This window comes from Phenylobacterium sp. RIFCSPHIGHO2_01_FULL_69_31, from assembly GCF_001824475.1.
Lineage (GTDB): Bacteria > Pseudomonadota > Alphaproteobacteria > Caulobacterales > Caulobacteraceae > Phenylobacterium.
In genome coordinates this window covers 1-24,458 of the sequence record NZ_MHXN01000011.1, presented here as the reverse complement: position 1 = coordinate 24,458, position 24,458 = coordinate 1, and the positions used below count along the sequence as shown (strand labels likewise).

At 69.7% G+C, this 24,458-nt stretch carries 19 protein-coding genes; 9 read left to right on the top strand and 10 right to left on the bottom strand.

Annotated features, from left to right (window positions below):
- Positions 1-2: 2 nt before the first annotated feature.
- Genes A2790_RS07600 through A2790_RS07590 form a run of 3 tightly spaced genes read right to left on the bottom strand, consistent with a single transcriptional unit; the run spans position 3 to position 2,037 of the window.
- Positions 3-419 (bottom strand): secondary thiamine-phosphate synthase enzyme YjbQ, encoded by a 417-nt coding sequence (locus A2790_RS07600; RefSeq protein WP_293389458.1) that lies wholly within the window; start codon positions 417-419, stop codon positions 3-5.
- Positions 419-826: an 8-oxo-dGTP diphosphatase MutT gene (mutT, locus tag A2790_RS07595; protein ID WP_293389456.1), complete on the bottom strand. Its 408-nt coding sequence runs from the start codon at positions 824-826 to the stop codon at positions 419-421. The genes A2790_RS07600 and mutT overlap by 1 nt, the downstream gene beginning before the upstream one ends.
- Entirely contained in the window at positions 823-2,037 is a 1,215-nt protein-coding gene (locus A2790_RS07590; RefSeq protein ID WP_293389453.1) for a serine hydrolase domain-containing protein, read from the bottom strand. The genes mutT and A2790_RS07590 overlap by 4 nt, the downstream gene beginning before the upstream one ends.
- Positions 2,038-2,355: 318 nt before the next feature.
- Here A2790_RS07590 and A2790_RS07585 point away from each other — a divergent pair, with 318 nt between their 5' ends.
- The 3 genes from A2790_RS07585 to A2790_RS07575 are packed head-to-tail and all read left to right on the top strand — an operon-like array spanning position 2,356 to position 6,685.
- Entirely contained in the window at positions 2,356-3,795 is a 1,440-nt protein-coding gene (locus A2790_RS07585; RefSeq protein ID WP_293389450.1) for a DEAD/DEAH box helicase, read from the top strand.
- A gap of 57 nt (positions 3,796-3,852) precedes the next feature.
- Positions 3,853-5,769 (top strand): glycosyltransferase family 2 protein, encoded by a 1,917-nt coding sequence (locus A2790_RS07580; protein WP_293389447.1) that lies wholly within the window; start codon positions 3,853-3,855, stop codon positions 5,767-5,769.
- Complete coding sequence (locus A2790_RS07575) at positions 5,756-6,685, top strand: methyltransferase domain-containing protein (RefSeq protein ID WP_293389444.1); 930 nt, start codon at positions 5,756-5,758, stop codon at positions 6,683-6,685. Before A2790_RS07580 ends, A2790_RS07575 begins: the two co-directional genes overlap by 14 nt.
- Here the strand turns inward: A2790_RS07575 and argJ are convergent.
- Positions 6,682-8,145: a bifunctional glutamate N-acetyltransferase/amino-acid acetyltransferase ArgJ gene (gene argJ / locus A2790_RS07570; protein ID WP_293389441.1), complete on the bottom strand. Its 1,464-nt coding sequence runs from the start codon at positions 8,143-8,145 to the stop codon at positions 6,682-6,684. The genes A2790_RS07575 and argJ overlap by 4 nt on opposite strands.
- Positions 8,142-9,080 carry a peptidyl-prolyl cis-trans isomerase gene (locus tag A2790_RS07565; RefSeq protein ID WP_293389438.1) on the bottom strand — a complete coding sequence of 313 codons (939 nt, stop codon included), beginning with the start codon at positions 9,078-9,080 and terminating at the stop codon, positions 8,142-8,144. Before A2790_RS07565 ends, argJ begins: the two co-directional genes overlap by 4 nt.
- Before the next feature lie 248 nt (positions 9,081-9,328).
- Between A2790_RS07565 and A2790_RS07560 the strand changes: the two genes are divergently transcribed.
- Entirely contained in the window at positions 9,329-10,498 is a 1,170-nt protein-coding gene (locus A2790_RS07560) for an acetyl-CoA C-acyltransferase (protein WP_293389436.1), read from the top strand.
- Between the two features lie 93 nt (positions 10,499-10,591).
- Here the strand turns inward: A2790_RS07560 and A2790_RS07555 are convergent, their stop codons facing one another.
- A complete protein-coding gene (locus A2790_RS07555) occupies positions 10,592-11,545 on the bottom strand; it encodes a LysR substrate-binding domain-containing protein (RefSeq protein ID WP_293389433.1) in 954 nt (317 codons plus the stop codon).
- Positions 11,546-11,653: 108 nt separating this feature from the next.
- Here A2790_RS07555 and A2790_RS07550 point away from each other — a divergent pair, with 108 nt between their 5' ends.
- The 4 genes from A2790_RS07550 (at position 11,654) to A2790_RS07535 (ending at position 17,351) form a co-directional block, all read left to right on the top strand.
- On the top strand, positions 11,654-11,938 hold the full coding sequence (locus tag A2790_RS07550) for a DUF4242 domain-containing protein (RefSeq protein ID WP_068877433.1): 285 nt from the start codon (positions 11,654-11,656) through the stop codon (positions 11,936-11,938).
- 68 nt (positions 11,939-12,006) lie between these two features.
- On the top strand, positions 12,007-12,918 hold the full coding sequence (locus tag A2790_RS07545) for a hypothetical protein (protein ID WP_293389429.1): 912 nt from the start codon (positions 12,007-12,009) through the stop codon (positions 12,916-12,918).
- A 243-nt stretch (positions 12,919-13,161) separates the two neighbouring features.
- A complete protein-coding gene (secA, locus tag A2790_RS07540; protein ID WP_293389426.1) occupies positions 13,162-15,918 on the top strand; it encodes a preprotein translocase subunit SecA in 2,757 nt (918 codons plus the stop codon).
- Positions 15,919-15,986: 68 nt separating this feature from the next.
- Positions 15,987-17,351: an NAD(P)-binding domain-containing protein gene (locus tag A2790_RS07535; protein ID WP_293389423.1), complete on the top strand. Its 1,365-nt coding sequence runs from the start codon at positions 15,987-15,989 to the stop codon at positions 17,349-17,351.
- Here A2790_RS07535 and A2790_RS07530 read toward each other — a convergent pair.
- The 3 genes from A2790_RS07530 to A2790_RS07520 form a co-directional block, all read right to left on the bottom strand.
- Positions 17,306-18,520, bottom strand: coding sequence for a PLP-dependent aminotransferase family protein (locus A2790_RS07530; RefSeq protein WP_293389420.1), 1,215 nt, complete (start codon positions 18,518-18,520; stop codon positions 17,306-17,308). The two genes, A2790_RS07535 and A2790_RS07530, sit on opposite strands and share 46 nt — an antisense overlap.
- 353 nt (positions 18,521-18,873) lie before the next feature.
- Positions 18,874-20,751 carry an alkyl sulfatase dimerization domain-containing protein gene (locus tag A2790_RS07525; RefSeq protein ID WP_293389417.1) on the bottom strand — a complete coding sequence of 626 codons (1,878 nt, stop codon included), beginning with the start codon at positions 20,749-20,751 and terminating at the stop codon, positions 18,874-18,876.
- A gap of 171 nt (positions 20,752-20,922) precedes the next feature.
- The gene (locus A2790_RS07520; protein ID WP_293389415.1) at positions 20,923-21,564 is read right to left on the bottom strand and encodes a hypothetical protein; all 642 of its coding nucleotides are present in this window, start codon (positions 21,562-21,564) and stop codon (positions 20,923-20,925) included.
- 157 nt (positions 21,565-21,721) lie between these two features.
- Here A2790_RS07520 and A2790_RS07515 point away from each other — a divergent pair, with 157 nt between their 5' ends.
- Entirely contained in the window at positions 21,722-23,218 is a 1,497-nt protein-coding gene (locus A2790_RS07515) for a serine hydrolase domain-containing protein (RefSeq protein WP_293389412.1), read from the top strand.
- Here the strand turns inward: A2790_RS07515 and A2790_RS07510 are convergent.
- Positions 23,215-24,267, bottom strand: a complete 1,053-nt coding sequence (locus A2790_RS07510) for a DUF2855 family protein (RefSeq protein WP_293389409.1) — start codon at positions 24,265-24,267, stop codon at positions 23,215-23,217. The two genes, A2790_RS07515 and A2790_RS07510, sit on opposite strands and share 4 nt — an antisense overlap.
- Positions 24,268-24,458 lie beyond the last annotated feature (191 nt).

Sequence of the window (24,458 nt, the reverse complement as noted above, 5' to 3'; positions counted from 1 at the left end):
CGTCAGTCCCCCAGCAGGTGCAGCGCCACCTCGCGCCGGTGCGGGCGGCGCCGATGTTCGAACAGATAAATCCCCTGCCAGGTCCCCAGCACCAGCCGTCCGTCGAACAGGGGGATCGACAGCTGCACCCCCGTCAGCGCCGCCCGCAGGTGGGCCGGCATGTCGTCGGGGCCTTCGTCCTGGTGCCGATAGGCGGCGCTTTCGGGCGCCACAGCGGCCACCCAGTCCTCCAGGTCGCGGCGGACGTCGGGGCCGGCGTTCTCCTGTATGACGAGGGATGCCGAAGTGTGGCGGCAGAACAGGGTGAGGAGGCCGGTGCTCATCCCCTGTCCGTACGCCCAGCCGCAGACCTCGCGGGTGATCTCGTGCAGGCCCTGGCCCGGCGTCTGGAGCGTGAGCGTCCGGGCCGCCTGGCGCATCAGATCAGGTCCCGCAGCCAAGCCACCAGCGGCCCGTCCGCCGGGGGCATCGGATAGCTGTCCATGTCGATGGGCCGGACCCAGGCCATCGCCTTGTGCTCGCGATTGGTCACCTGCCCCTCCCACCGGCGCACCAGGTAGAGCGGCATCAGCAAGTGGAAGCTGTCGTATTCATGGCTCGCGAACACGAAGGGCGCCAGGCAGGCGTGGCTGACCCTGATGCCCAGCTCTTCCTCCAGCTCGCGGATCAGGCAGGCCTCGGGCGTCTCGCCCGCCTCCACCTTGCCGCCCGGAAATTCCCAGAGCCCGGCCAGTTGCTTGCCCTCCGGCCGCTGGCAGAGGAGCACCCGTCCGTCCACGTCCACCAGGGCCGCCGCGGCGACCAGGACCATGCGCTTTTCCGTCATGGCGCGGTCGCCGCGACGAGAGGCGCGCGACGGTTCGAACCCTCGGGCGACTTCTCCGCCGGGGGCCAGCCATACGCGCTGCCCGTGGCGGCAAGGACTTCGCGGGCCAGCCGCCAGCCCCCGCTCCCGTTGGTCATGATCACCACTCCCTGCCGCGATCCGTCCAGGAACGCGAACGAATGGCACTGGAAGCCCTCATTCCCGCCGCTGTGCTGGATGGCGAGGCGCTGGCCGCGCGGCTCGATGATCATGCCCAGGCCATAGCTGCTCAGGACTGGCGTCAGCATGGCCCGAGCCGAGGCCCGATCGAGGATCGCGCGCGGCTCGCCTGAATATGCTCTCTGCAGCGCGATCAGGAAGCGCCCATAGTCGGATGGCGTGGTCCAGAGGCCGGCGGCCGCATACTCCGGGTAGGTGTGGCGCGCGCCCTGAATGACCGCGCCCTTCGGATCGTGCGCGCTGGCCGCCTTCTGGACGACGGCCTGCGGCAACGGCTGAACGAAGGTGGAGCTGCGCATCCCGGCCGGCCGCAGGATCAGCCGATCCAGCAGCTTCGGGAAGGGCTGCCCACCCGCCTCGGTCATGAGCAGTTGCGCCACGGTGTAGCCGCCGCCGGAATAGGCATAGCCCTGCCCGGGCGGCTCGAACGATCGAACGGCCGGCGTGTTGGCCGGGGGCTTGCCGTCCAGCATCTGCACGTCACTGGGGATCGGCTTGCCGGCCGCATATCCCGGGAAGCCGCTGACGGTCAGCCCGGCGGTGTGACTGAGAAGGCGGCGCAACGTCACCTTCTCGGCGGCGGTATGGGGGCTCGCGGGGACCTGCCAGGTCTTGAGCCGCGCATTCACATCGCCGTCGAGATCGAGCCGCCCCTGCTCCACGAGGCGCAGCGCCCCCGCCGCGGCCACCGCCTTGCTCATCGAGGCGGCCTGGAACAGCGTGTCGGGCCTCACAAGCCGGCCGTCGGAGGCGTCGGCCACGCCGTAGGTCCGGGTCCATTTCACCTTGCCGTCCTCGATGAAGGCGACGCTGACACCGGGGACCTTCAGCTCCGCCATCCGGGCGGCCAAGGTCTTGCCCTCGGTCGAGCCGATCGGCGCGATGCGGCTTTCGACGGCGGCGATGGCGGCGAGATCGGTCGCGGACGGCGCCGCGAACGCGCCGCCTGCCAGAAGCCAGGCCGCCGCGACGATGCTCGTCAGGAACCGCATCCCATCCCCCGCCGGACCACTGGATTCGCCTGTTCGAAGGCTTCCCACGCCCTGCGGCCAAAAGGCAACTCCTGGCGGTATTCGTCCCCCGTGGGTTGACTTCACCGTCGCAAAGCCCGATGTGCCCCCTGCGTTCTTCGGAGCGCTATCTGCGTTCCAGCCGCGTGGGGCCTCCTTGGGGGCTCAGCCTGTCGAGCGCCGTGAGGCTTTCTCACCCGATGCGCCCATCACGCGGGGCGTCTCTCCAAAGACCGGCGCCAGTCGACCCGCGGAAGCCCCGCGAAGGTCGTGTTCGGCGCATACGCGAAAGAATATCTTTTGACCCAATTCACTGACCTTGGCCTGGCCAAGCCGCTGCTCAAGGCGCTGGCCGACGAGGGCTACACCCAGCCGACGCCGATCCAGGCGCAGGCCATCCCCGGCGTCATGACCGGCCGCGACCTGCTGGGCATCGCCCAGACCGGCACCGGCAAGACCGCCGCCTTCGCCTTGCCGATCCTGCATCGCCTGGCCGAGAACAAGAAGCCCGCCCCGCGCCGCAGCGCCCGGGTGCTGGTGCTCGCCCCTACCCGCGAACTCGCCACCCAGATCGGCGAAAGCTTCAAGTCGTACGGCAAGCACATGGGCGTTTCCGTCGCCGTGGTGTTCGGCGGCGTGAAGTACGGCGGCCAGATGCGGGCCCTCGCGCCCGGCGTCGACATCCTGGTGGCCACCCCCGGCCGCCTGCTGGATCACCTGGGCGAGAAGTCGATCACGCTGGAAGGCGTCGAGATCCTGGTGCTCGACGAGGCCGACCAGATGCTGGACATGGGCTTCATCGTTCCGATCCGGAAGATCGTGAAGTTCCTGCCCAAGGCGCCGCGCCAGAACCTGTTCTTCTCGGCCACCATGCCCGCCGAGATCGAGAAGCTGTCGGGCGAGATCCTGAACCCCAACCCGCTGAAGGTCTCGGTGACCCCGCAGGCCACCACGGTCGAGCGGATCAACCAGCGCGTCCTGTTCGTGGAGCAGTCGCGCAAGCGCGCCCTGCTGAGCGAGCTGTTCGACGACGGCGGCTTCAAGCGCGTGATCGTCTTCACCCGCACCAAGCGCGGCGCCGACCGCGTGGCCCGCGGCCTGGAGCAGGCCGGCGTCGAAGCCGTCTCGATCCATGGCGACAAGAGCCAGGGCCAGCGCGAGCGCGCCCTGGCCGCCTTCAAGGCCGGTGAGGTCCGCGCCCTGGTGGCCACCGACATCGCCGCCCGCGGCATCGACATCGACGCGGTCAGCCACGTGGTCCAGTACGAACTGCCCAACGTGCCGGAAGCCTATGTCCACCGGATCGGCCGTACGGCCCGCGCCGGGGCGGATGGTTCGGCCGTGGCGTTCTGCGCCGACGACGAGCGCAACCTGCTGAAGGACATCGAGAAGGTGACCCGCCAGCGGATCCCCTCGTTCGATCGCCGCAACGACAAGCACCTGGGCGCGGCCACCGCGGCCATGCCCGACGTGGGCGGCAAGCCCGAGCGTCCCGACACCCGCGGCTCGGCGCAGCCGCACCGCGGCCAGCACCAGGCCAAGCGCAACCGCAACCACGGCGGCGGCGGCCAGGGCGGACACCGCCACGAGGGCGCGCCCGCGCGTCCGGCCGGCGACAAGCCCGCCTTCAAGGGCCCCAGCCGCGGCGCGGGTCGCGGTCGCAGCGGCGGTGGCCGCAGCGGCGCCAGCGGCGGCAGCGCCCGCTCGTCAGGGTCGACCGGGGTCTGGTCGAACCGCTAGGGCGCGACTAACAACGGGGCGGGCGGACTGATCCGCCCGCCCTTTCCTTTTCGGGTCATGCCGCCGACGCTTCGCGCCACCACCGCAGCCGCCCTCGGCGTCGTCCGGCGCTTTCCACCCGTGCACTGGGTGGTGCATCAGGCGGCCCTGCAGATCATCAAGACGCCGTGGGGCGAGCGCTTCGTGCGCGGCGTGGTCGGCCCCCAGGCCCAGACCGACAAGGAATACCGGGCCTGGATCCTGGCGCACGACACACTGTCCGATGAGGACCGCGACGCGATCCGCCATCACATCGCGGGCTTCCGCCGCCGGCCGACGATCTCGGTGGTCATGGCCGCCTACCGATCCGATCCCTACCTGCTGCACGAGGCGGTCTCCTCGGTCCGCGCCCAGCTCTATCCGCACTGGGAGCTCTGCATCGCCGACGACGGCTCGCCCGGCGAAGCCACGTGGAAGGCGCTCACCGAACTGGCCGCCACGGACCCCCGCATCCGCATCGTCCGGCGCGAGGCGAACGGCGGCATCGCCGCGGCCACCAATTCGGCGCTGGAGCTGGCGTCCGGCGCGTTCGTCGCCTTTCTGGACCACGACGACCTGCTGGCCGAGCGGGCGCTCTACGAGGTGGCCGCCGAACTGGAGCGGCATCCCAACGCCGACCTCCTCTACTCGGACGAGGACAAGGTCGACGACAAGGGCCGCCGCTCCCAGCCGCACCACAAGACCGACTGGAACGCCGAGCTGATGCTGGGCGTGAACGCGGTCAACCACTTCACCGTCATCCGCCGCAGCCTGCTGACCGCCCTCGGCGGCCTGCGCGGCGGCTTCGACGGCGCACAGGACCACGATCTGGTGCTCAGAGCCGCCGAGCGGGCGACGCCGGCTCGCATCCGCCACATTCCCTGGGTGCTCTATCACTGGCGCCAGCACAGCCGGCCGGGCTCGTTCTCCCGCGCCCGGGCCGCCGAGTGCGCCGCCGCCGCGGCGCGGGCCGTGGGCGAACATCTGGAACGCACCGCCCAAGGCGGCGCCGTGGAACAGATGGACGTCGCGGCCCGATGGCTGCGCGTGCGCCGCGCCGTCCCCGAGGCAAAGCCGCTGGTCAGCCTCATCGTGCCCACCCGCGACCGCGCCGACCTGGTGGCCCGCTGCGCCGAGGGCGTGCTGGCGGAGACCGCCTACGGGCCCATCGAGCTGCTGATCGTCGACAACGGCAGCGTCGAGCCGGCCACCCTCGCCCTGTTCCAGTTCCTGAAGGCCGACCCCCGCGTCCGCATCCTGGACGCGCCCGGCCCCTTCAACTTCGCGGCCTTGAACAATCTCGCCGCCGGCCAGGCCCGCGGCCAGGTGCTCGTCCTCCTGAACAACGACATCTCGATGATCCGGCCCGACTGGCTGGACGAGATGATCGCCCAGGCGGTCCGGCCCAATGTCGGGGCCGTAGGCGCCAAGCTCTACTACCCCGACGACACCCTGCAGCACGCCGGCGTCGTCCTGGGCGTGGGCGACGTGGCCGAGCGCGTGGCGGGACACCTCTACGCCGGCGCGGGCGCCAACCATCCGGGCTACCAGGGCCACCTGGCGCTGGCGCGGAACGTCTCGGCGGTGACCGCGGCGTGCCTGGCGATCCGCAAGGCGGTCTACGACCAGGTCGGGGGGATGGACGCCGAGCACCTGGCGGTGGCGTTCAACGACGTGGACCTGTGCCTCAAGGTGCGGGAGGCCGGCTACGACATCGTCTGGACGCCCCACGCCGAGCTCTATCACCATGAAAGCGCCAGCCGTGGCTCCGACCTCGCCCCCGCGGCGGCCGCGCGGTTCCAGCGCGAGGTGCGCGTGATGCGCGACCGCTGGGGCGCGGTGCTGGACGCCGACCCGTTCTACGGCCCGGTGTTCGACCGGCGCTACACCAACTACCGCCTGGGCGAGCCGCCGAACCGCACGCCGCCCTGGAAGGTCGCCGATGGACCGCGCTGAGGCCCTGGCCGCCCTGATCGACCCGGCCCGCCAGCGGGGACTGGAGATCGGCCCTCTCGACCGGCCCATGGTGACCCGGGCGATGGGGCCGGTGGAGTACGTCGACCGCGCAAGCCGTGAAGGCCTGGTGGCGGCCTACGACGGCCACGACGTGGATCGGGCCCGCATCCCCGAGATCGACCACGTCTGGGGCGAGCAGAGCCTGCTGGACTGTGTCGGCGGCGCCCGGGCCTACGACTACGTCCTGGCCAGCCACGTGATCGAGCACGTCCCCGACGTCTTCGGCTGGCTGGGCGAGATCGCCAGCGTCCTGGCCGACGGCGGGCTGGCGGTCTTCTTCGTGCCGGACAAGCGCTACACCTTCGACGCCCGGCGGCCGGTGAGCACGGGCGGGGAGTTCGTCGACGCCCATCTACGCCGCCTGCGCCGGCCCGATGCGCGGCAGGTGTTCAACCACGTCTACGATACCCGCGACCTGAAGGCCCCGCCGCTGGACGAGGCCGCCCTGACGGAGCGCGCCCGGCAGGGGCTGGACCTCGCCCGTCGGACCGACGCCGAGTACCTGGACGCCCACTGCTGGGTGTTCACGCCGGCCAGCCTCGTGGACGCCCTGGACCTCGCCAGCCGCCTGGACCTGCTGCCCTTCGAGCTGGCCCACCTGGAGCAGGGGACCGACGAGTTCCTGGTGGCCCTGCGACGGCTGCCGGAGGCGATGCCCCCAGCGGCGCGGCGCGAGGCCTTCACGGCCAGTGCGGCCCGCCTCGACCCGCCCGACGACGCCGGGACCGGCGGCGACGCCGCGGTCCTGCACGCCCAGGCTCGCGCGGCCCTGGCCCGGGCCGACGCCATCGAGAACTCGACGATCTGGCGCGCGACGGCGCCGTTGCGCGCGCTCCTGGGTCGCCTGCGCCGCTAGCTGCGGTAGTCGCCGTTGATCTCGACGTACCGCTTGGTGAGGTCGCAGGTCCAGACGGTGGCGGCGGCCCGGCCCACGCCCACATCGACGCTGACCTCCAGCTCTTGCTTCTTCATGTAGTCGCTCATCTTGGCCTCGTCGTAGCTGCCGGCGATGAGACCGTCCTGGGCCGCCCAGTGCGGCCCGAACTTCACGCTCATGGAGTCCCGGTCGACCGGCTCGTCCGCCTTGCCCACCGCCATGACGATGCGGCCCCAGTTGGCGTCCTCGCCGGCGAAGGCGGTCTTCACCAGGGGGCTGTCGGCCACAGATTTCGCGATTTTGCGGGCCGAGGCGGCGCTCTCGGCGCCCGTCACGGTGATCTTGATGAACTTGGTCGCCCCCTCCCCGTCGCGGACGAGCTGGTGGGCAAGGTTCATCAGCACCTGCTCGAGCTTGTCGCGGAAGTCGGCCAGGCGCCGATCGCCCGCGCGGCTGATCTTCGGCGCCCCGGACTGGCCCGTGGCGAACAGCAGGAGGGTGTCGTTGGTGGACCGGTCGCCGTCCACCGTCACGGCGTTGAAGGTGTTGCGGGTGTAGAGGTTGCAGAGGTTCTGCAGCGCGCCCGGCGAGATGGCCGCATCCGTCACCACGAACGCCAGCATCGTCGCCATGTCCGGCGCGATCATGCCCGAGCCTTTGCAGATCCCGCCGATCCGCACCTTCACGCCATCGATCTCGGCTTCCGCGTAGGCGCCTTTCGGGAAGGTGTCCGTCGTCATGATCGCCCGCGCCGCGCCGCCCCAGCCGTCGGGGCTCAGCTTGTGCTCCACGTCGGCCAGGCGGTTCACGATCTTGGTGTCGTCCAGCAGCACCCCGATCACCCCGGTGGAGGCGACCATTACGTCCCGTTGGCGGCAGTCGAAGCGCTTGCCCACCGCCGAGGCGACCCGGCGGACCGCATCGGCGCCCGGCCGACCGGTGAAGGAGTTGGCGCAGCCCGCGTTGACCACCAGCGCCTTCACGCCCTCGCCCTTGGTGGCCTCCAGGTGGCGCTTGCACCAGTCGACGGGCGCGGATCCCACGCCGTGGCGTGTGAAGACGCCGGCGCAGCTCGCGCCCTCGGGGAAGCTCATGACCAGAAGGTCGTCGCGGTCGTGCTTGTAGAATCCGGCCCGGCCGGTCGCCATGGTGAGGCCCCGGATCGGTTTCATCCGCGGAAACGGCACGGCCAGCGGCGAGACCGGCATGGCCGACTTGTCCACCTTGCCCGCGCCCGCCGGCGCAGGCTGCGCCGTTCGGTCGTCGAAGGCGCGGGCCGCCTTGTCGGCGCGCTTCAGCCCGGCGCGCTTGAGGGCCGTGGTCAGGGGATCGAGGGCGCGTTCGAGCGCTTCGCCAACGGCCTCGACAGGCTTGGACGCCTTGCCGGCGGGCTTGGGCGCGGCGGCCTTCGCCGCGGGCGTGCTGGGCTTGCGGCTCATGGAGCAGCTCCCTTCTGGGTCGAGGTCACCGGCGCCGGGGGCGCTACGGTCTTGGGGGCGTCGGCCGGCGGAACGGGCTTGGGCGCCCCGGCCTCGGGTTTGATCAGGGTCTCGACCTTGGCCTTGGCCCGCAGCTTCTCCAGCAGGTCGCGGATCCGGTCGTAGGTCAGGAAACGGACGATCTGAGGGCGGGCGGCGTCCAGCGGAATCGGCTGCTCCTGCCGCACGTCCTCGACCTTCACCAGCGCGAACCCGCCCTGCGTAGGCACCGGTCCGATAAGCTGGCCCGGCTTGGCGCCCTTCAGCGCCGCCTCATAGGCCTCCGGCATGACGTCGGTGGTGAAGTAGCCGAGATCCCCGCCGTTGAAGCGGGTGGCGGCGTCGCGGGACCGCTCCATGGCCAGGGCCTCGAAGTTGGCGCCGGCGGCCAGCAGCTTCTTCACCTGGTCCACCTCGGCCGCGGTGGCCAACACGATCTGGCGGGCGCGGATCTCTTCCGAGCGGCGCGCCAGCTTCTGCTGTTCCTCGTAGAGCCCGCGGATGTTGTCCTCGGTCACCGCGTCGGCGACCGTCGTCTCCACCAGCATGTCGCCCATCACCCGATCCTGGGCCGCGGTCAGCCGGCGCTGGGCCAGGGGGTCCTTGTCCAGCTTGCGCCGCTGGGCCTCCGCGGCCAGCAGCTTCTGGTCGATCACCTGGTCCATCATCTGGCGGAACAGGTCCGACGAGGTGTCCAGCGGCTCCCCCTCGCCGATCAGGCCCTGGGCGATCGCCTCGCGCTTCACGTCCGAGGCCCACACTGTCTTGCCGTCGACCCGGGCCACCGCCTTGTCGCCGCGCTCCGGCGGGCTCGAGCTGTCGCCGCCGCGGTCGCAGGCGGCCGCGACCAGCGCCAGGGCGGCAATCATCGCGATGCGGAAGGGACCTGAGGCCATCGGGTCATCCCTGCGGGGGGCGGAGACGCGGCGTCAGCGGACACCGCCCGTCCCCCTAGTGCGCGACCCTGGAAAGGGGAAGCCCTTTCGCATCCGGCGCGAGCCCGCGGCCGCAGGCGCCGCAAACCGGAACCAGAATTCGCTTCGCCCGGCTGGCCATTTTCCCGCCGGGATGCAAAGGTGCCGGCGAGTTTTCCGGGCCCCGACCGAGGGCTCAAAAATCCATTTCGTTGGGAGGACTATTCCAAATGCGTGAAGCCGTCGTCGTTTCCTATGCCCGCACCGGCCTGGCCAAATCCGGCCGCGGCGGTTTCAACATGACGCCCACCGTGTCGATCGCCGCGCACGCGGTGAAGCACGCGGTGGCCAAGGCGGGCGTGGACGGCGGCGACATCGAGGACGTGTTCATGGGCAACGTCGCCCACGGCGGCGGCAACATCGCGCGCCAGGCGGGCCTGCTGGCCGGCCTGCCGGTGACCGCCTCGGGCGTGACCGTGAACCGCTTCTGCTCGTCGGGCCTGCAGACCATCGCCATGGCGGCGAACCACGTCCGCAACGACGGCGCCCCGGTGGTCGTGGCCGGCGGCGTGGAGTCGATCTCGATGCCGAACATGGGCACGGGCCCGAACAACTTCGACCCCGAGCTGACCAAGATGCACCCGGCGATCTTCATGGCGATGATCGACACCGCCGACATCGTGGCCCAGCGCTACAACGTCAGCCGCGAGTACCAGGACGAGTATTCGCTGGAGAGCCAGCGCCGCATGGCCGCCGCCCAGCAGGCGAACAAGTTCGCGGACGAGATCGTCCCGATGAAGACCAAGATGAAGACGGTCGACAAGGCGACCAAGGAAGAGTCCATCGTCGACTACGTGGTCGACCGCGACGAGTGCAACCGCCCCGACACCACGCTGGAAGGCCTGCAGAAGCTCCAGCCCGTCATGGGCGAGGGCAAGTTCATCACCGCGGGCAACGCCTCCCAGCTCTCGGACGGCGCCGCCGCCGTGGTGCTGATGGAAGGCAAGGAAGCCGAGCGCCGCGGGCTCAACCCCCTGGGCGTGTTCAAGGGCTGGGCCGTGGCCGGCTGCGAGCCCGACGAGATGGGCATCGGGCCGGTGTTCGCCATCCCGCGTCTGCTGGAACGCCACGGCCTGAAGGTCGACGACATCGACCTGTGGGAGCTGAATGAAGCCTTCGCCAGCCAGTGCCTCTATAGCCGCGACAAGCTTGGCATCGACCCGGCGAAGTACAACGTCAACGGCGGCTCGATCGCCATCGGCCACCCCTTCGGCATGACCGGCGCGCGCCTCGCGGGCCACATCCTGCAGGAAGGCAAGCGCCGCGGCGCCAAGCACGTGGTCGTCTCCATGTGCATCGGCGGCGGCATGGGCGGCGCCGGCCTCTTCGAAGTCTTCTAGTCGGGTAGCCCCGCTCCCGTCCGACGGAAGCGGGGATCCCGTCCTCTGGACAGGACAGGGCGGCTGCAAGCGACGGGCTTGCGGCCGCCCTTTTCATTCCGCCGCGATCGTCGGCGGCTCGCGTCCCGCCGTCCCGCGCAGCGACGCGGCCGTGGCGCGGCTCTCCTGCAGCAGCCAGTCGCGGAACCGCTGCACGTGGCGGCGGCCTTCCATGTCGGCGCGGAACCGGGCGCGGAACCCGTGCTCGCTCCAGCGGCCCATGGCCAGCGGATAGGGCAGCGCAATCCTGCCGGCCGCCAGATGAGCGTCCAGCAGCGCCAGCCCGCAGAGGGTGACGCCCGCGTTGGCCGCCACGGCGTCCAGGGCCGCGGTGATGCGGCGGAAGCGCATGCCCCGTTCGGGCGCGCTGCGGTCCACGTCGTTGGACGCGACCCAGTCCGGCCAGGACAGCCCCGCCGGATCGTCCTTGTAGAAGTCCAGGTGCAGGAGCGGGAACCCCTCCAGCTGGGCCCGCGCCGTCTGCTGCGCCGTGCGCCGCGTGTTCTCGGGAGACGCCACCGGCAGGACGTAGTCGCGGAACAGCAGGTCGGTCGGCGCGTCGGCGCGCGCGGGGCCGAAGCTGATCTCACAGTCGACGCGACCCAGGCGCAGCGGCGCGTCGCCCTCGCCGTTGATGCAAAAGCGGATGTTCGGATGCGCCTCGCGGAAGGCCGCCAGCCGCGGCTCCAGCCATAGCTCGACGAAGTCCGACGCCGCGGCGATGTGGAGTTCGTGGCCGCGTTGGAGTTCGAGCTCCCGCGCGGCGGCCTCCAGTTCCGCGAAGGCCAGGCTCAGGTGCGGCAGGGCGGCGGTCAGGCCCGGCGCGGGCTGGATCCCCGACCGGCCGCGCAGGAGCAGCTCGACGCCGAGATAGTCCTCCAGCGCCTTCACCCGCTGGCCGACGGCGGCGGGCGTGATGCCAAGCCCTGCCGCCGCCGCCGCGAAGGAGCCTTCGCGCACCGCCAGCTCCAGGGCCTGGAGCGAGCGCAGGTATGTCGGGGCGACCATCCCTTATCCTAAGCAAAACCTTTAGTCAGCGCCAGATTGTTTAGATTGTGCGCCCGGGCCGACGGGGCGACACTTCAATCATTCCAAGGGTGATGTGGGGGCGGCGCCATGGGCCAACTCAAACGTTACCTGGTCGAGCGAGAGATGCCCGGCGTCGGCGGTATGTCCATCGTCGAGCTTTGCGGGGCGGCTCGCGCTTCGAACCAGGCGATCGAAAAGATCGGCCGAAGCGTCCAGTGGCAGCACAGCTATGTCGCCGGCGATCGGACGTTTTGCATCTACCTCGCGGATGGCGAGGACGCGATCTACGCCCACGCCGAACTGAGCGGGTTCCCGGTCACGAACATCACCGAGATCTCGCAAATCATCGATCCAACCACCGCCAACAACTGAGCGGCGGCACGCTTCACCCGTCGCGGACTGCGCCCGGGGGGCGCGGGGCCGTGCGAGGAGAACGTCAAATGAAAATGGAACCCAACTACGAACGGCTCATGGAGATGTCCAAGCGCGTCAACTGGCGCATCGAGGACATCATCGGCCCCGAGAAGCGCATGGACTTCTCCAAGCCGTTCCTGCCGGAGAGCTTCGCCCGCACCGGCGAGCTCGATTTCCTGACCGCGGCCGAGCGTCTCAAGCTCAACCACATCCGGGCCTTCGGCTACCTCGGAATGTTCGAGCTGGTCGAGCGCTGCATCCTGCCGGTGATCGAGGACCTGGCGCCCTCGGCCCCCGGCCAGGACACGCACCGCACGCCGGCGCTGCTGCAGTTCGCCGCCGAGGAGGCCAAGCACATCGAGCTGTTCGTGCGCTTCCGCCAGGCCTTCACCGAAGGCTTCGCGGGCGAGTGCGGCTTCATCGGCCCGGCCGACGAGATCGGCGCCGCCGTGCGGGCGCACAGCCCCCTCAGCCTGGCGATTTTCGTGCTCGGCATCGAGTGGGCGACGCAGCGGCACTATCTGGACAGCGTCCACGACGACGACACCCTGGATCCGCAGTTCAAGAGCCTGCTGAAGCACCACTGGATGGAGGAATCCCAGCACGCCAAGCTGGACGCCCTGGTGTTCTTCGAACTCGCCGCCCGCGCCCGGCCCGACCAGGTCGAGCAAGCGGTGGAGGAGTTCCTGGAGATCGGCGCCTTCCTCGATGGCGGCCTCGCTCAGCAGACCCAGCTCGATCTCGCCTCCCTGGAGGCGGCTATCAGCCGGACGCTGTCCGAGCGCGAGCGGGCGCGCTTCGTCGAGGTCCAGCACCAGGCCCAGCGCTGGACCTTCCTGGGCTCGGCGCTGCGCAACGAGGGCTTCCTGGGCGCCATGGGCAAGGTGAGCCCGGCCGCTCGCGCCCGTCTTGAGCAGGTCGCCCCCGCCTTCTGCTAAGGCCGCCGACGCCTGGCCTGGCCCGGTCGATCCGTCCGTATCGACCGGGCCTTGCGGCCCCCTACAACCGCCGTCAGCCCGTCTCGAACCGCCAAAACCCAGGGCACGCGCCGCAATGAACCCTCCCCTGACAGGGGCGCCGCGTTGACTTGAGCGGGGGCAGTCCTTAAGTCACCCACGCCCCAAAAGAGCGCTTCTTCCAGGCGGGCGAAGGGCCTTATCGCCGCCTCACGGACATTCCCTTTGAGCATCTTCCAACGGTTCTTCGGCTCTTCCAACGACCGCAAGGTCAAGGGCATGAACGCCCGCGTCGCCAAGATCACGGCGCTGGAGCCCGCCATGCAGGCGCTCTCCGACGAGCAGCTGCGGGCCAAGACGGCGGAGTTCAAGGAGCGCATCGCGAAAGGCGCGAGCCTCGACGACCTGCTGGAAGAGTCCTTCGCGGTCGTGCGCGAAGCGGCCCGGCGGGTCCTGGGCCAGCGTCACTACGACGTCCAGCTGGTGGGCGGGATGATCCTGCACCGCGGCGGCATCGCCGAGATGCGGACCGGTGAAGGCAAGACCCTCGTCGCAACCGCGCCGACCTATCTGAACGCCCTCTCGGGCAAGGGCGTCCACGTCATCACCGTCAACGACTACCTCGCCCAGCGCGACAGCGAGTGGATGGGCCAGGTCTATCGCTTCCTGGGCCTCTCGGTCGGGGTGATCGTCCACGGCCTCAGCCAGGGCCAGCGGCAGGACGCCTACCGCTCGGACATCACCTACGGCACCAACAACGAGTTCGGCTTCGACTACCTGCGCGACAACCTCGTCTACGACGTCGGCGAGATGGTCCAGCGCGGCCACAACTTCGCGATCGTCGACGAAGTGGACTCGATCCTGATCGACGAGGCGCGCACGCCGCTGATCATCTCGGGCCCGACCGAGGACCGCTCGGACTTCTACCGGACCATCGATCTGCTGATCAAAGAGCTGATCAAGGACAAGACCACCTACGACTACGACGAGAAGCAGCGGCAGGTGATCCTGACCGAGGACGGCTCGGAGAAGGTCGAGGAGATGGCCGCCGCCGCCGGACACCTGGCAGAGGACTCGGCCGGCCTCTACGATCCCGCGAACATCTCGGTGGTGCACCACATCAACCAGGCCCTGCGGGCCAACGTGATGTACGTGCGCGACAAGGACTACATCGTCCGCGCCGGCGAGGTGATCCTGATCGACGAGTTCACCGGCCGCATGATGCACGGCCGCCGCCTGTCGGAAGGCCTGCACCAGGCCATCGAGGCCAAGGAAGGCGCCGTCGTCCAACCCGAGAACCAGACCCTGGCCTCGGTGACGATCCAGAACTACTTCCGCCTCTATTCCAAGCTCTCGGGCATGACCGGCACGGCCGCCACCGAGGCCCAGGAGTTCGCCGACATCTACAAGATGGACGTGGCCGAGATCCCGACCAACCGGCCGGTCCAACGCATCGACGACGACGACGAGGTCTATCGGACCGCCGCCGAGAAGAACAAGGCCGTGACCCTCCTCATCGAGGACTGCTACCGCCGCAAGCAGCCGATCCTGGTGGGCACCGTGTCCATCGAGCGCTCGGAACAGCTGTCCGAACTCCTGAAGGCCCACACCTTCGAGATGGACGGCAAGACGATCCGGGGCATCCCCCACAACGTGCTGAACGCCCGCTTCCACGAGCAGGAGGCCAGCATCGTGGCCGACGCCGGGGTGCCGGGCGCGGTGACGATCGCCACCAATATGGCCGGCCGCGGCACCGACATCCAGCTGGGCGGCAACGTCGACATGCGCCTGGCCAAGTGGCGGGAAGAGCAGCGCGACGCCGGCATCGAAGTCACGCCCCAGCAGGCGCTGGACAAGAAGGCCGAGATCGAGGCCGACATCAAGGATCTGAAGGAACAGGCGCTGGCCGCCGGCGGGCTCTTCGTCCTGGGCACCGAGCGGCACGAGAGCCGCCGGATCGACAACCAGCTCCGCGGCCGGACGGGCCGCCAGGGCGACCCGGGCCACTCCAAGTTCTTCCTGTCCTGCGAAGACGATCTGCTGCGCATCTTCGCCGGCGAGCGCCTGGACACGATCATGCGCACCTTCGGCGTCCAGGAAGGCGAGGCGATCACCCACAAGTGGCTGAACAGCGCCATCGCCACCGCCCAGAAGCGCGTCGAGCAGCGCAACTACGAAATCCGCAAGAACCTCCTGAAGTACGACGACGTCATCAACGACCAGCGCAAGGCCGTGTTCGAGCAGCGCCAGGAGTTCATGGAAGCGACGGACCTCGAGGAGATCATCTCCGAGTTCCGCGCCGAGACGATCTCCGACCTGGTCAACCGTCACCTGCCGCCCAAGGCCTATGCCGAGCAGTGGGACGTCGAGGGCCTGGACGCCCAGGTCCAGCATTACCTCGGCCTGCAGCTTCCGATCGCCGAGTGGGCGGCAGAGGACGGCATCGCCAACGAGGAGATCGAGGAGCGCATCCGCGCCGCCGCCGACGCCCACGCCGCCGAGCGCAGCCAGATGGTCGGCGAGCACATGCGCAGCGTCGAAAAGAGCTTCCTGCTCCAGACTATCGACCTGCAGTGGCGCGAGCACCTGATGCACATCGACCACCTGCGCACGGTGATCGGCCTGCGCGGGTACGGCCAGCGCGACCCGCTGAACGAGTTCAAGACCGAGGCCTTCTCGCTGTTCGAGAAGCTGCTGGTGGACCTTCGCCAGAACGTGACCCGCTGGCTGATGACCGTGCAGTTCACGTTCGAGGAGCCCCCGCCGCCCCCGTCGCAGCAGACCTTCGAGGTCCACCTCGACCCGCTCACGGGCGAGAACGAGGCCGAGCGCGGCTTCGTGCCCGACGGGATCTCGGCCGAACAGCGCCAGGCCCTACCGGTCACCGCCCTGCCCGACGGCTGGGAACAGACGGGCCGCAACTCGCCCTGCCCCTGCGGCTCGGGCAAGAAGTTCAAGCACTGCCACGGCGCGCTGGTCTGACCGCAGCCGGTTGCCGGACGTGAGGTAAGGCCAGCCAGGATCGCTTCGTTGATTTGACGGAGCGTTCCATGACCGCCCTGCCCAAGGCCTGCATCATCGGGGCCGGCTGCTCCGGCTTCACCACCGCCAAGCGGCTGCAGGATCTTGGCGTGCCCTTCGACTGCTTCGAGATGTCGGACGACATCGGCGGCAACTGGTACTTCAAGAACCCCAACGGGCTGTCGGCCTGCTACGAGAGCCTGCACATCGACACCTCGAAGTGGCGGCTCGCCTTTGAGGACTACCCGGTCCCCGCCGACTGGCCCGACTTTCCCCACCACGCCCAGCTGCTGCAGTATTTCCGCGACTACGTGGACCACTTCGGCCTGCGTCCGAAGATCACCTTCAATACCCGGGTCGAGCTGGCCGAGCGCACCGCCGACGGCCTCTGGGCCGTGACCCTCTCGACCGGCGAGCGGCGGCTCTGCGACGTCCTGTTCGTCTGCAACGGCCACCACTGGGACGCGCGCATCCCGGACTATCCGGGCGCCTTCGACGGCCCGGCCTTCCACGCGCACGACTACCGCGACCCGTTCGATCCCGTGGACATGCGCGGCAAGAACATCGTGGTCGTCGGCATGGGCAATTCGGCGATGGACATCGCCTCCGAGCTCTCCCAGCGGCCGATCGCCAAGACCCTGTGGGTCGCCGCCCGCCGGGGCGTCTGGGTGTTGCCCAAGTACATGGACGGCCGGCCGGCGGACAAAGCCTCCATGCCGCACTGGATGCCGCGCAAGCTGGGCCTCAGCCTGGCCCGCGCCAAGATCAAGAAGACCATCGGCCGGATGGAAGACTACGGCCTGCCCAAGCCCGACCACGAGCCGCTGGAGGCCCACCCCTCGGTGTCCGGCGAGTTCCTGACCCGCGCCGGCTGCGGCGACGTGAAGTTCAAGCCGAACATCGCCGAACTGATGGGCAAGAAGGTCCGGTTCGAGGACGGCAGCGTCGAGGAGGTGGACGCCATCGTCTACGCCACCGGCTACAGGATCAGCTTCCCGTTCTTCAAGGACCCCGCCCTCCTGCCAGACGCCGAGAACCGCTTCCCGCTGTTCAAGCGGATGATGCAGCCGGGCGTGCCGAACCTGTTCTTCATGGGCCTGGCCCAACCGTTGCCGACCCTCGTCAACTTCGCCGAGCAGCAGGCCAAGCTCGCCGGAGCCTACCTCACCGGCCGCTACCGCCCGCCGCCGCCGGCCGAGATGGCGGAGGTGACCAAGGCCGACGAGGCGCTGCACCTGGGCCCCTACTACAAGGCCGCGCGGCACACGATCCAGGTGGACTTCGGCCTCTACGTCCACGACCTGCTCAAGGAGATCGAGCGGGGCGGCAAGCGGGCGAAGGCGGCCGGCTATGCCCTCCCTGTCGCCGCCCGCGCCGCGTTGGAGCCGGCGTAGGCCAGCCGGCCTTCGATCAGCCGCCCCAGCCGCCGCACCCCCTCATCGATCTCGGCCGGCGACGGCAGGGAATAGCTGAGCCGCAGGGTGTTCGGCTCGGCGCCCACGGCGAAGAACGGCGCGCCCGGCACAAAGGCCACGCGCTCCTCGGCCAGCGCCGCCTCCAGCAGCTGGGCGCCGTCCAGGCCCTCGGGAAGCTGCAGCCAGACGAACATCCCGCCCTGGGGCTTGGACCAGGTGACGCCCATCGGCATGTGCCGGGCCAGCGCCGTCTGCATCGCCGAGGCCCGTTCCCGGTAGTGGTCGCGCAGGCGTTCCAGGTGCGCCTCGTAGCCCTCGGCGACCACCCGGGCGGCCACCATCTGGTTGATCGTCGAGACGTGCAGGTCGCAGCCCTGCTTCAGCAGCACCAGCTTGTCGATCACGGCCCGCGGCGCGCAGACCCACCCCAGGCGCAGCGCCGGCGACAGGGTCTTGGAGAAGGTGCCGCAGTAGAGCGTGCGCGCATTCTCGATCCCGCCCGATCGTGCGACGTCCAGCGCGATCAGCGAGGGCTCGGCGGTCCCCGCGAACCGCAGGTCCCGATAGGCGCCGTCCTCGATCACCACCAGGTCGTAGGCATCCGCGCGCTCCAGCAGCCGCTCCCGCTCCCGGCGCGGCATCGTCCGGCCGGACGGGTTGGCGAAGTCCGGCACCACATAGGCCAGCCGCGCGCCCGCCGGGATCTCGCCCGCCAGGTCGGCATAGGCGGGCTCATAGGCGTTGAAGGCCCCCAGCGCGCCCATGTAGGTGGGCCGCTCCACCATCACCGTCGAGCCGCGGCTCAGAAACAGCTTGCCGATCAGGTCCAGCGCCTGCTGCGAGCCGGCGGTTATAACGATGTTGCCCTCGTCGCAGGGCGTCCCGTCCGCGGTCATGCGCGCGGCGATCCAGCGGCGCAGTTCCGGCAGGCCCTCGCTCACCGAATACTGCAGCGCCTGGGCCCCCGCCTCGGCCAGCACCTCGGCATAGAGGGCGGCGATGCGCTCGGTCGGGAACAGCACCGGATCGGGGATGCCGCCGGCGAACGAGAGGATGTCGGGCTGGTCGAGCAGCTTCAGCAGCTCGCGGATCTCGGAGGCGCGGACATGCGCCATCCGTTCACTGAAGCGGCCGGTCCAAGCGGTCATGGGGTACTCCATCGGCTGGGCGGATGGAGGGGTCTCTTGCCGATCCATCCGCGGGGTTTGCGGGGGATCGGACGGGGTGAGCAGCTAGCTGCGCACGACCTCGCGACGCCCCAAGCGGGCGGCGGCTACCTTCGAAGCGAGGGCGAGGCGCAGGCTCATGATGCAGCGTCCATAACCGCTGAAAGCGCCGCTGTCACGGTCCAGTCGCGCGGAAGTGGCCCGTGCGCCGCAGGCGCTACCTTCGAACCGCAGAAAACGCAGAAGGACGCAGAAGGACGCAGAACGCGGTCGAGCTCGGCCCTTCTGCGTCCTTCCGCGTTTTCTGCGGTTTGCTTCTCTCTCGCGCTCCGCGCCTACCGCGTGACGATCGGAAATCCCGCCCGCGGCGCCGAGAGCATGCCCAGCAGCTTGGCCAGGGCGGTCTTGTCGCCCGCTGTGGCCTGGCCCGACAGGTCCGCGCCCGCCAGCGCGCCGGCGAGGAACTGCGCCCGCGGCAGGGCGAAGACGCCGTCCGCCCCGCCGGCCTTCGGATCCGCCTCATAGGTCAGGACATCGTGCTTCACGCGCAGCCGGAACCGCTCCTTTCGGTCGGGGAAGATGAGGTCGACTGCCACCTCGCCGCCCTTGGACTTCGCCGGATCGAGGCGCACCGCCAGCAGGTCCAGCAGCATGGGCGTCGGCGTATTGCGGATGAAGTCGAGAGACGCGGACTGCCCCGGGCCGGCCACGACGCCGGCCCGCAGCTCGCGAGCGCCGGTCAGGTACATGTTGCGCCAGATCGCGCTCTCGGCGCCCACCGCCTGCCGCTCGTAGGTCTTCGCCAGAAGCTCCCGCGCCGTGGTATTCTTCGCATCCGCCATCACCAGGCGGTTGGCCAGCTCGCCGGCCCACCGGTCATCGCCTTTGTCGTAAGCGCCCTGGGCCGCCGCCAGCACGGCCGCCGCGCCGCCCATCAAGGCCACGTAGCGCGCCGCCTCGTCGGCCGGCTCCAGCGGGGCCAGGTGGACCGGATTGGCGTCGTACCAGCCCATGTAGCGCTGATAGACGGCCCGGGAGTTGAAGCTCATCGTCCCGTAGTAGCCGCGGTTGTACCACTCGGCGCCCAGCACCTCGGGCAGCCGGATGCGGTTGGCGATCTCGTTCGGCAGCAAGCCGTCGTTCATCAACCGCACCGACTGGTCGTGCAGGTACTTGTAGGCGTCGCGGTGCTTCTCCAGGTAGTCGCCGATCTCGGCGCGCCCGAACCGCGGCCAGCCGTGGCTGGTCATCAGCACGTCCGACTTGTCGCCGTACAGCCGGATCGATTCGGTCAGGTAGCCGGCCCATTCCCTGGCGTCCCGCACCAGGGCGCCGCGTGGGGTCAGCACATTGTGCATCGTGGCGTTGGCGTTCTCCGCCAGGTCCAGCAGCTTCAGGTCCGGGAAGTAGAGGTTCATCTCCGCCGGGGCTTCGGTGTTGGGCGTCAGCTGGAACTGGATCCGCACGCCGTCGACCGTCAGCTCCTGGCCGCTGCGGGCGATGTCCACATTGGGCGGGACCAGGGTCTGCGTGCCCGGGGCCACGGCCATGCCGATCCCCGAGTTGACCAGTCCCTCCGGTCCCTTCGGCAACAGCGATCCGAACTGGAACGTCGCCCGCCGCTGCATGGCCGCGCCCGCGATGATGTTCTCGCTGACGGCGTGCTCCAGGAATCCTTGCGGCGCGATCACCTGCACCTTGCCCGAGTCCACGTCGGCCTGGGCGACCATGCCGCGCGCGCCGCCGAAATGGTCGACGTGGCTGTGCGTGTAGATCAGCGCGACCACGGGCCGGGCGCCCAGCTTCTCGTTGGCGAGGTCCAGGGCCGCCTTTGCCGTCTCGGCGGAGGTCAGCGGGTCGATGACGATCCAGCCCGTCTTGCCGGCGACGAAGGTGGCGTTGGCGAGGTCGAAGCCGCGGACCTGCCAGACCCCTTTGGTCACCTCGAACAGGCCGTGCTTGGCCAGCAGCTGCGACTGCCGCCAGAGGCTGGGGTTTACGCTGGCCGGAGCCGGAGCCTTCAGGAACTCGTAGGCGGAAAGGTCCCACACCACGCGGCCGTCGGCGGCCTTGATCGTGGGCTCGGCGCGGGTCGCCACGAAGCCCCGGTCGGCGAAGGCGAAGTCCTGGCGATCGTTGAAGTCCGGCCCGGCGGCCTGCGCCGGAAACGCCAGCGCCAGCGCGCCGGCCGCGGCGATCAGTTTCGTCTTCATGGAAACGCCTCCCGTCCCCGAGCCATGCCCGGGGGCGGGAAGCTTGGCAACCAACCGCTAGAGCGCAATCCGCCGAAGTGGAAGCCGGTTCGGCGAAGAGATTGCGCTCAAAATCAAAGGGATAGAGCCTTCTCGTCCCCTTCAAATGATTGCATTTGAAGGGGGAAGGCTCTAGGCGATCCAGTCCAGCGTAAGGCTGTTCAGGACGACGAAGGCGTCGGTGCTGACCTCCACCGCCGAGTAGACACCGATCTCGCCGTCGCCGGGCATCGGATACGGCAGGATGTGAAACTCGCCGTCGCCCGGCATGGGGAACGGCAGGATGTGGAAGTCCCCGCCGTCGCCGGCCACGACGCCCGTATCGTCCGGCGCCGGGACGCCGTTCTCGAACGCGGTGACGAAGCCGTCCTCGACACCGTCGCCGTCGAAGTCGATGGAGATGCGCTCGCCGCCCTTGTCGTCGGCCTCGCGGCCCAGGATCGCGGCGTTCGGGCCCAGTTGGCTGAGGTCGATCTTGTCCTCGGCGGTGAGGTCCATGATGGTCCCCAGGTTCTCGGGCCCGTCGGCGTCGGCCCCGGCGGAGGTGAGGACGAAGGTGTCTGCGCCCTTGCCGCCGAAGGCGAACTGGCCGTCCAGCGTGAGGACATCGTCGCCGTCCGTGCCGGCCGCGATGCGCAGGCGGCCGCTGTCGCCAGGCACAGGTTCGATCTGGCCGGGCATCGGCGCTGGCAGGGCGTCGGCCGGCAGCGGCACGACGCCGGTGTTCGGCAGCACCCCGCTAGAGGTCGCGGAATTGGGATCTAGGGTAGGCATACTCTGCTCCTGAATTCCCCCTGAGGGGGCCAAGCTGTGCCGTGACGCGGCTCAGGAGTCCAGTATTTATGCAATACATTTATATGAACTTTTGCGCCCGTGGCTTGACTTAACGCCCCCCGCCGCATCGCATCGCGCAGCGGCAGGGGAGGATCGGATGGCGGGGTTCAAGGTATTGGCGGCAGCGCTCGCGCTTGCCCTGGGGCTGACCGTGCCGGCGGCCGCACAGAACGAGGCCCAGAAGACCGCGCTCGCCGGCATCGACCCGCTGTTCGAGGCCTTCATGACGGAGCGCCACGCCCCGGGCCTGGTCTATGGCGTCGTGGCGGACGGCAAGCTCGTCTACGTCCGGACGCTGGGCGTGCAGGACACGGCCTCGAAGGCGCCGGTCACCGCCGACACCGTCTTCCGTATCGCCTCCATGTCCAAGAACTTCACGGCGCTCGCCGCCCTGAAGCTGCGCGACGACGGCAAGCTCCGCCTCGACGCCCCCGCCGAGACGGTGATCCCTCAGCTCAAGGCGCTGAAGTACCCCACCACCGACAGCCCGAAGATCACGGTCCGCGACCTGTTCACCCATAACGCCGGCTTCGTCACCGACGACCCGTGGGGCGACCGCCAGCTCGACATGTCCGAGGCGGACTTCTCGCGGTTCGTCGCCGCCGGCGTCCCGTTCTCGCGCCCGCCCGGCATGGCCTTCGAGTACTCGAACTTCGGCTACGCCCTCGCCGGGCGGGCGGTGACCAACGCCGCGGGCCGGAACTACGCCGACTACGTCGAGGCCGCATTCCTGAAGCCGCTGGGCATGGCCTCGACGGGATATGACGTTGCCAAGGCGCCGGCCGCGCGGCGCGCGGTCGGCTACCGGTGGCAGGACGGGGCCTGGGTGGAGGAGCCGTCCCTGGGCCCCGGCGCCTTCGGGGCCATGGGCGGGCTGATGACCACCGCCAACGACTACGCCCGCTACATGGCCTGGGAACTCGCCGCCTGGCCGCCCCGCGACGGGGCCGAGGACGGCATCCTCAAGCGGTCCAGCATCCGCGAGATCGTCCGGGGCCAGAACTTCCTGGGCGTGGCGGGCCGCGCAAACCGGAACGACCCGGACGACTGCGACCGCGCCCGGGCCTACGGCATGGGCACCATCGTCTATTCGGACTGCAAGCTCGGCCCTCACTTCACCCATTCCGGCGGCCTGCCGGGCTACGGCTCCAACGTCCTGATGCTGCCGCAGCGGGGCGTCGGCGTCTTCGCCTTCGCCAACCTCACCTATGCGCCCGTGTCGGTCACGGTCCGCGAAGCGGCGATCAAGCTGGTGGCCTCCGGCGCCTTCCCGGTGCGGACACAGCCGCCCAGCGCCGGCCTGACGGCCATGGCCGCCGCGGTTCAGCGGATCTATGCGGCCGGCGACGTGCTGGCCGCCCGGGAGGCCCTGGCCATGAACGTGCTGCTGGACCGCGACGCCCCCCGCCGCAACGCCGAGATCGCCGCCCTGAAGGCCAAGCTCGGCGCCTGCCGCGCGCCCGAGCCGATCGTCGCCGACAACGCCATGTCGACGATGCTCACCCTGCCCTGCGAACGCGGGACGCTGCGGGTGCGCATCACGCTTGCGCCCACGACGCCCGCCTCGATGCAGACGATGGAGTTCTCGAGCTAGGCCGTCGCCGGCCGGACGATGTGTCCTTCGTCCGGGCTGACCTTGCCCGCAACCACCTGGTCGTAGAGCGCCTGCAGCGCCTGCGGCCCCGCGTGCCGCTTGAGCTTCATCCAGGGATTGCCGGCGATGAAGGCGGTGAGCGCCGCCTGGAAGCGGGTGTCCAGCTCCGCCCCGCCCCAGTCCTTCATCCGCTGGCGGATGCGGTCGGGGGCGAAGAAGAACGCCGGCGTCGGGCCTACGGTCTGCGGCGGCCCGCCCCGGGCTTCCCAGTGGGTGACGCCGACGATCAGGCTGGCCTGGAGCGCCGCGCCCAACGTCTCGTGCACGTCCCTGCTGACCGAGCTGCGGCCGGCGAAATCCACATAGGCGGCCGGGCCTTCAACCTTGAGCCCCCGAATGGCGTCGTAGGTCACCACCTCGTCGTAGAGGCCGGTCGTCTTCAACAGATCCCTGTGCGCGGGCGAGGTCAGGCCGATTACCTTCACGCCCCGCCGCCGCGCCAGCCACGCCAGGCCCATGGCCGTCTTGCTGGACGCGCTGGAAAGGACCAGCGTCTTCAGGGTCAGGTCCGAAAGCTGGTCGTCCAGCAGGAAGCTGGTCATGAGGAGCGGCCGCAGCAGCGAGCGCCAGTCGTCATCCGCCGCGGGTTCGGCGACCTGGTAGGCGTTGTAGGTGGGCGGCAACTCCGCGCGGTGCGCAGAGACCTCGACGTAGCCCGCGGGCCGCTTCTGCAGCCGGGCCACGGTGTGGCTCGACATGGGCCAGTAGCCGAACAGGCGCAGCCCCACCGGCGCATCGGCCGCGTTCGACCGCACCACTCGCGCAAAGCCCCAGACCGGGATCCGCCCGAGCCCCTCCGGCGCCGGGAAGAACTTCCAGTAGCCGAGTTGGTCCCCCGCCGCGCCATAGGTGACGTTGTTGGCCGTCAGCGCGAAGCTCTCGACCTCCAGCAACGCCTCGCCCTCGGCCAGCGGAACCTCGACGTCGGACGGCGCGAGCGTCGTCTTCCGCAGGTCGCCCTGATCGACGAGCAGGTCCCAGCCGTTCATTCGATGTCTCCCAGGCGTCAGCGGTCGTTCAAGATATGCCCTCTCCTCACCCGTAGGGGGAGGGGGACCGCGGCACGCGGTGGAGGGGGAACACGGCAGCTCAGCGCTTCCGGCATGCCCCCTTGTTTGTTGGCTGGCTGCTACAGTGGCGACGTCTTCCGGGACGCCCGCCTGGCGTAGCCGCGCCAGGC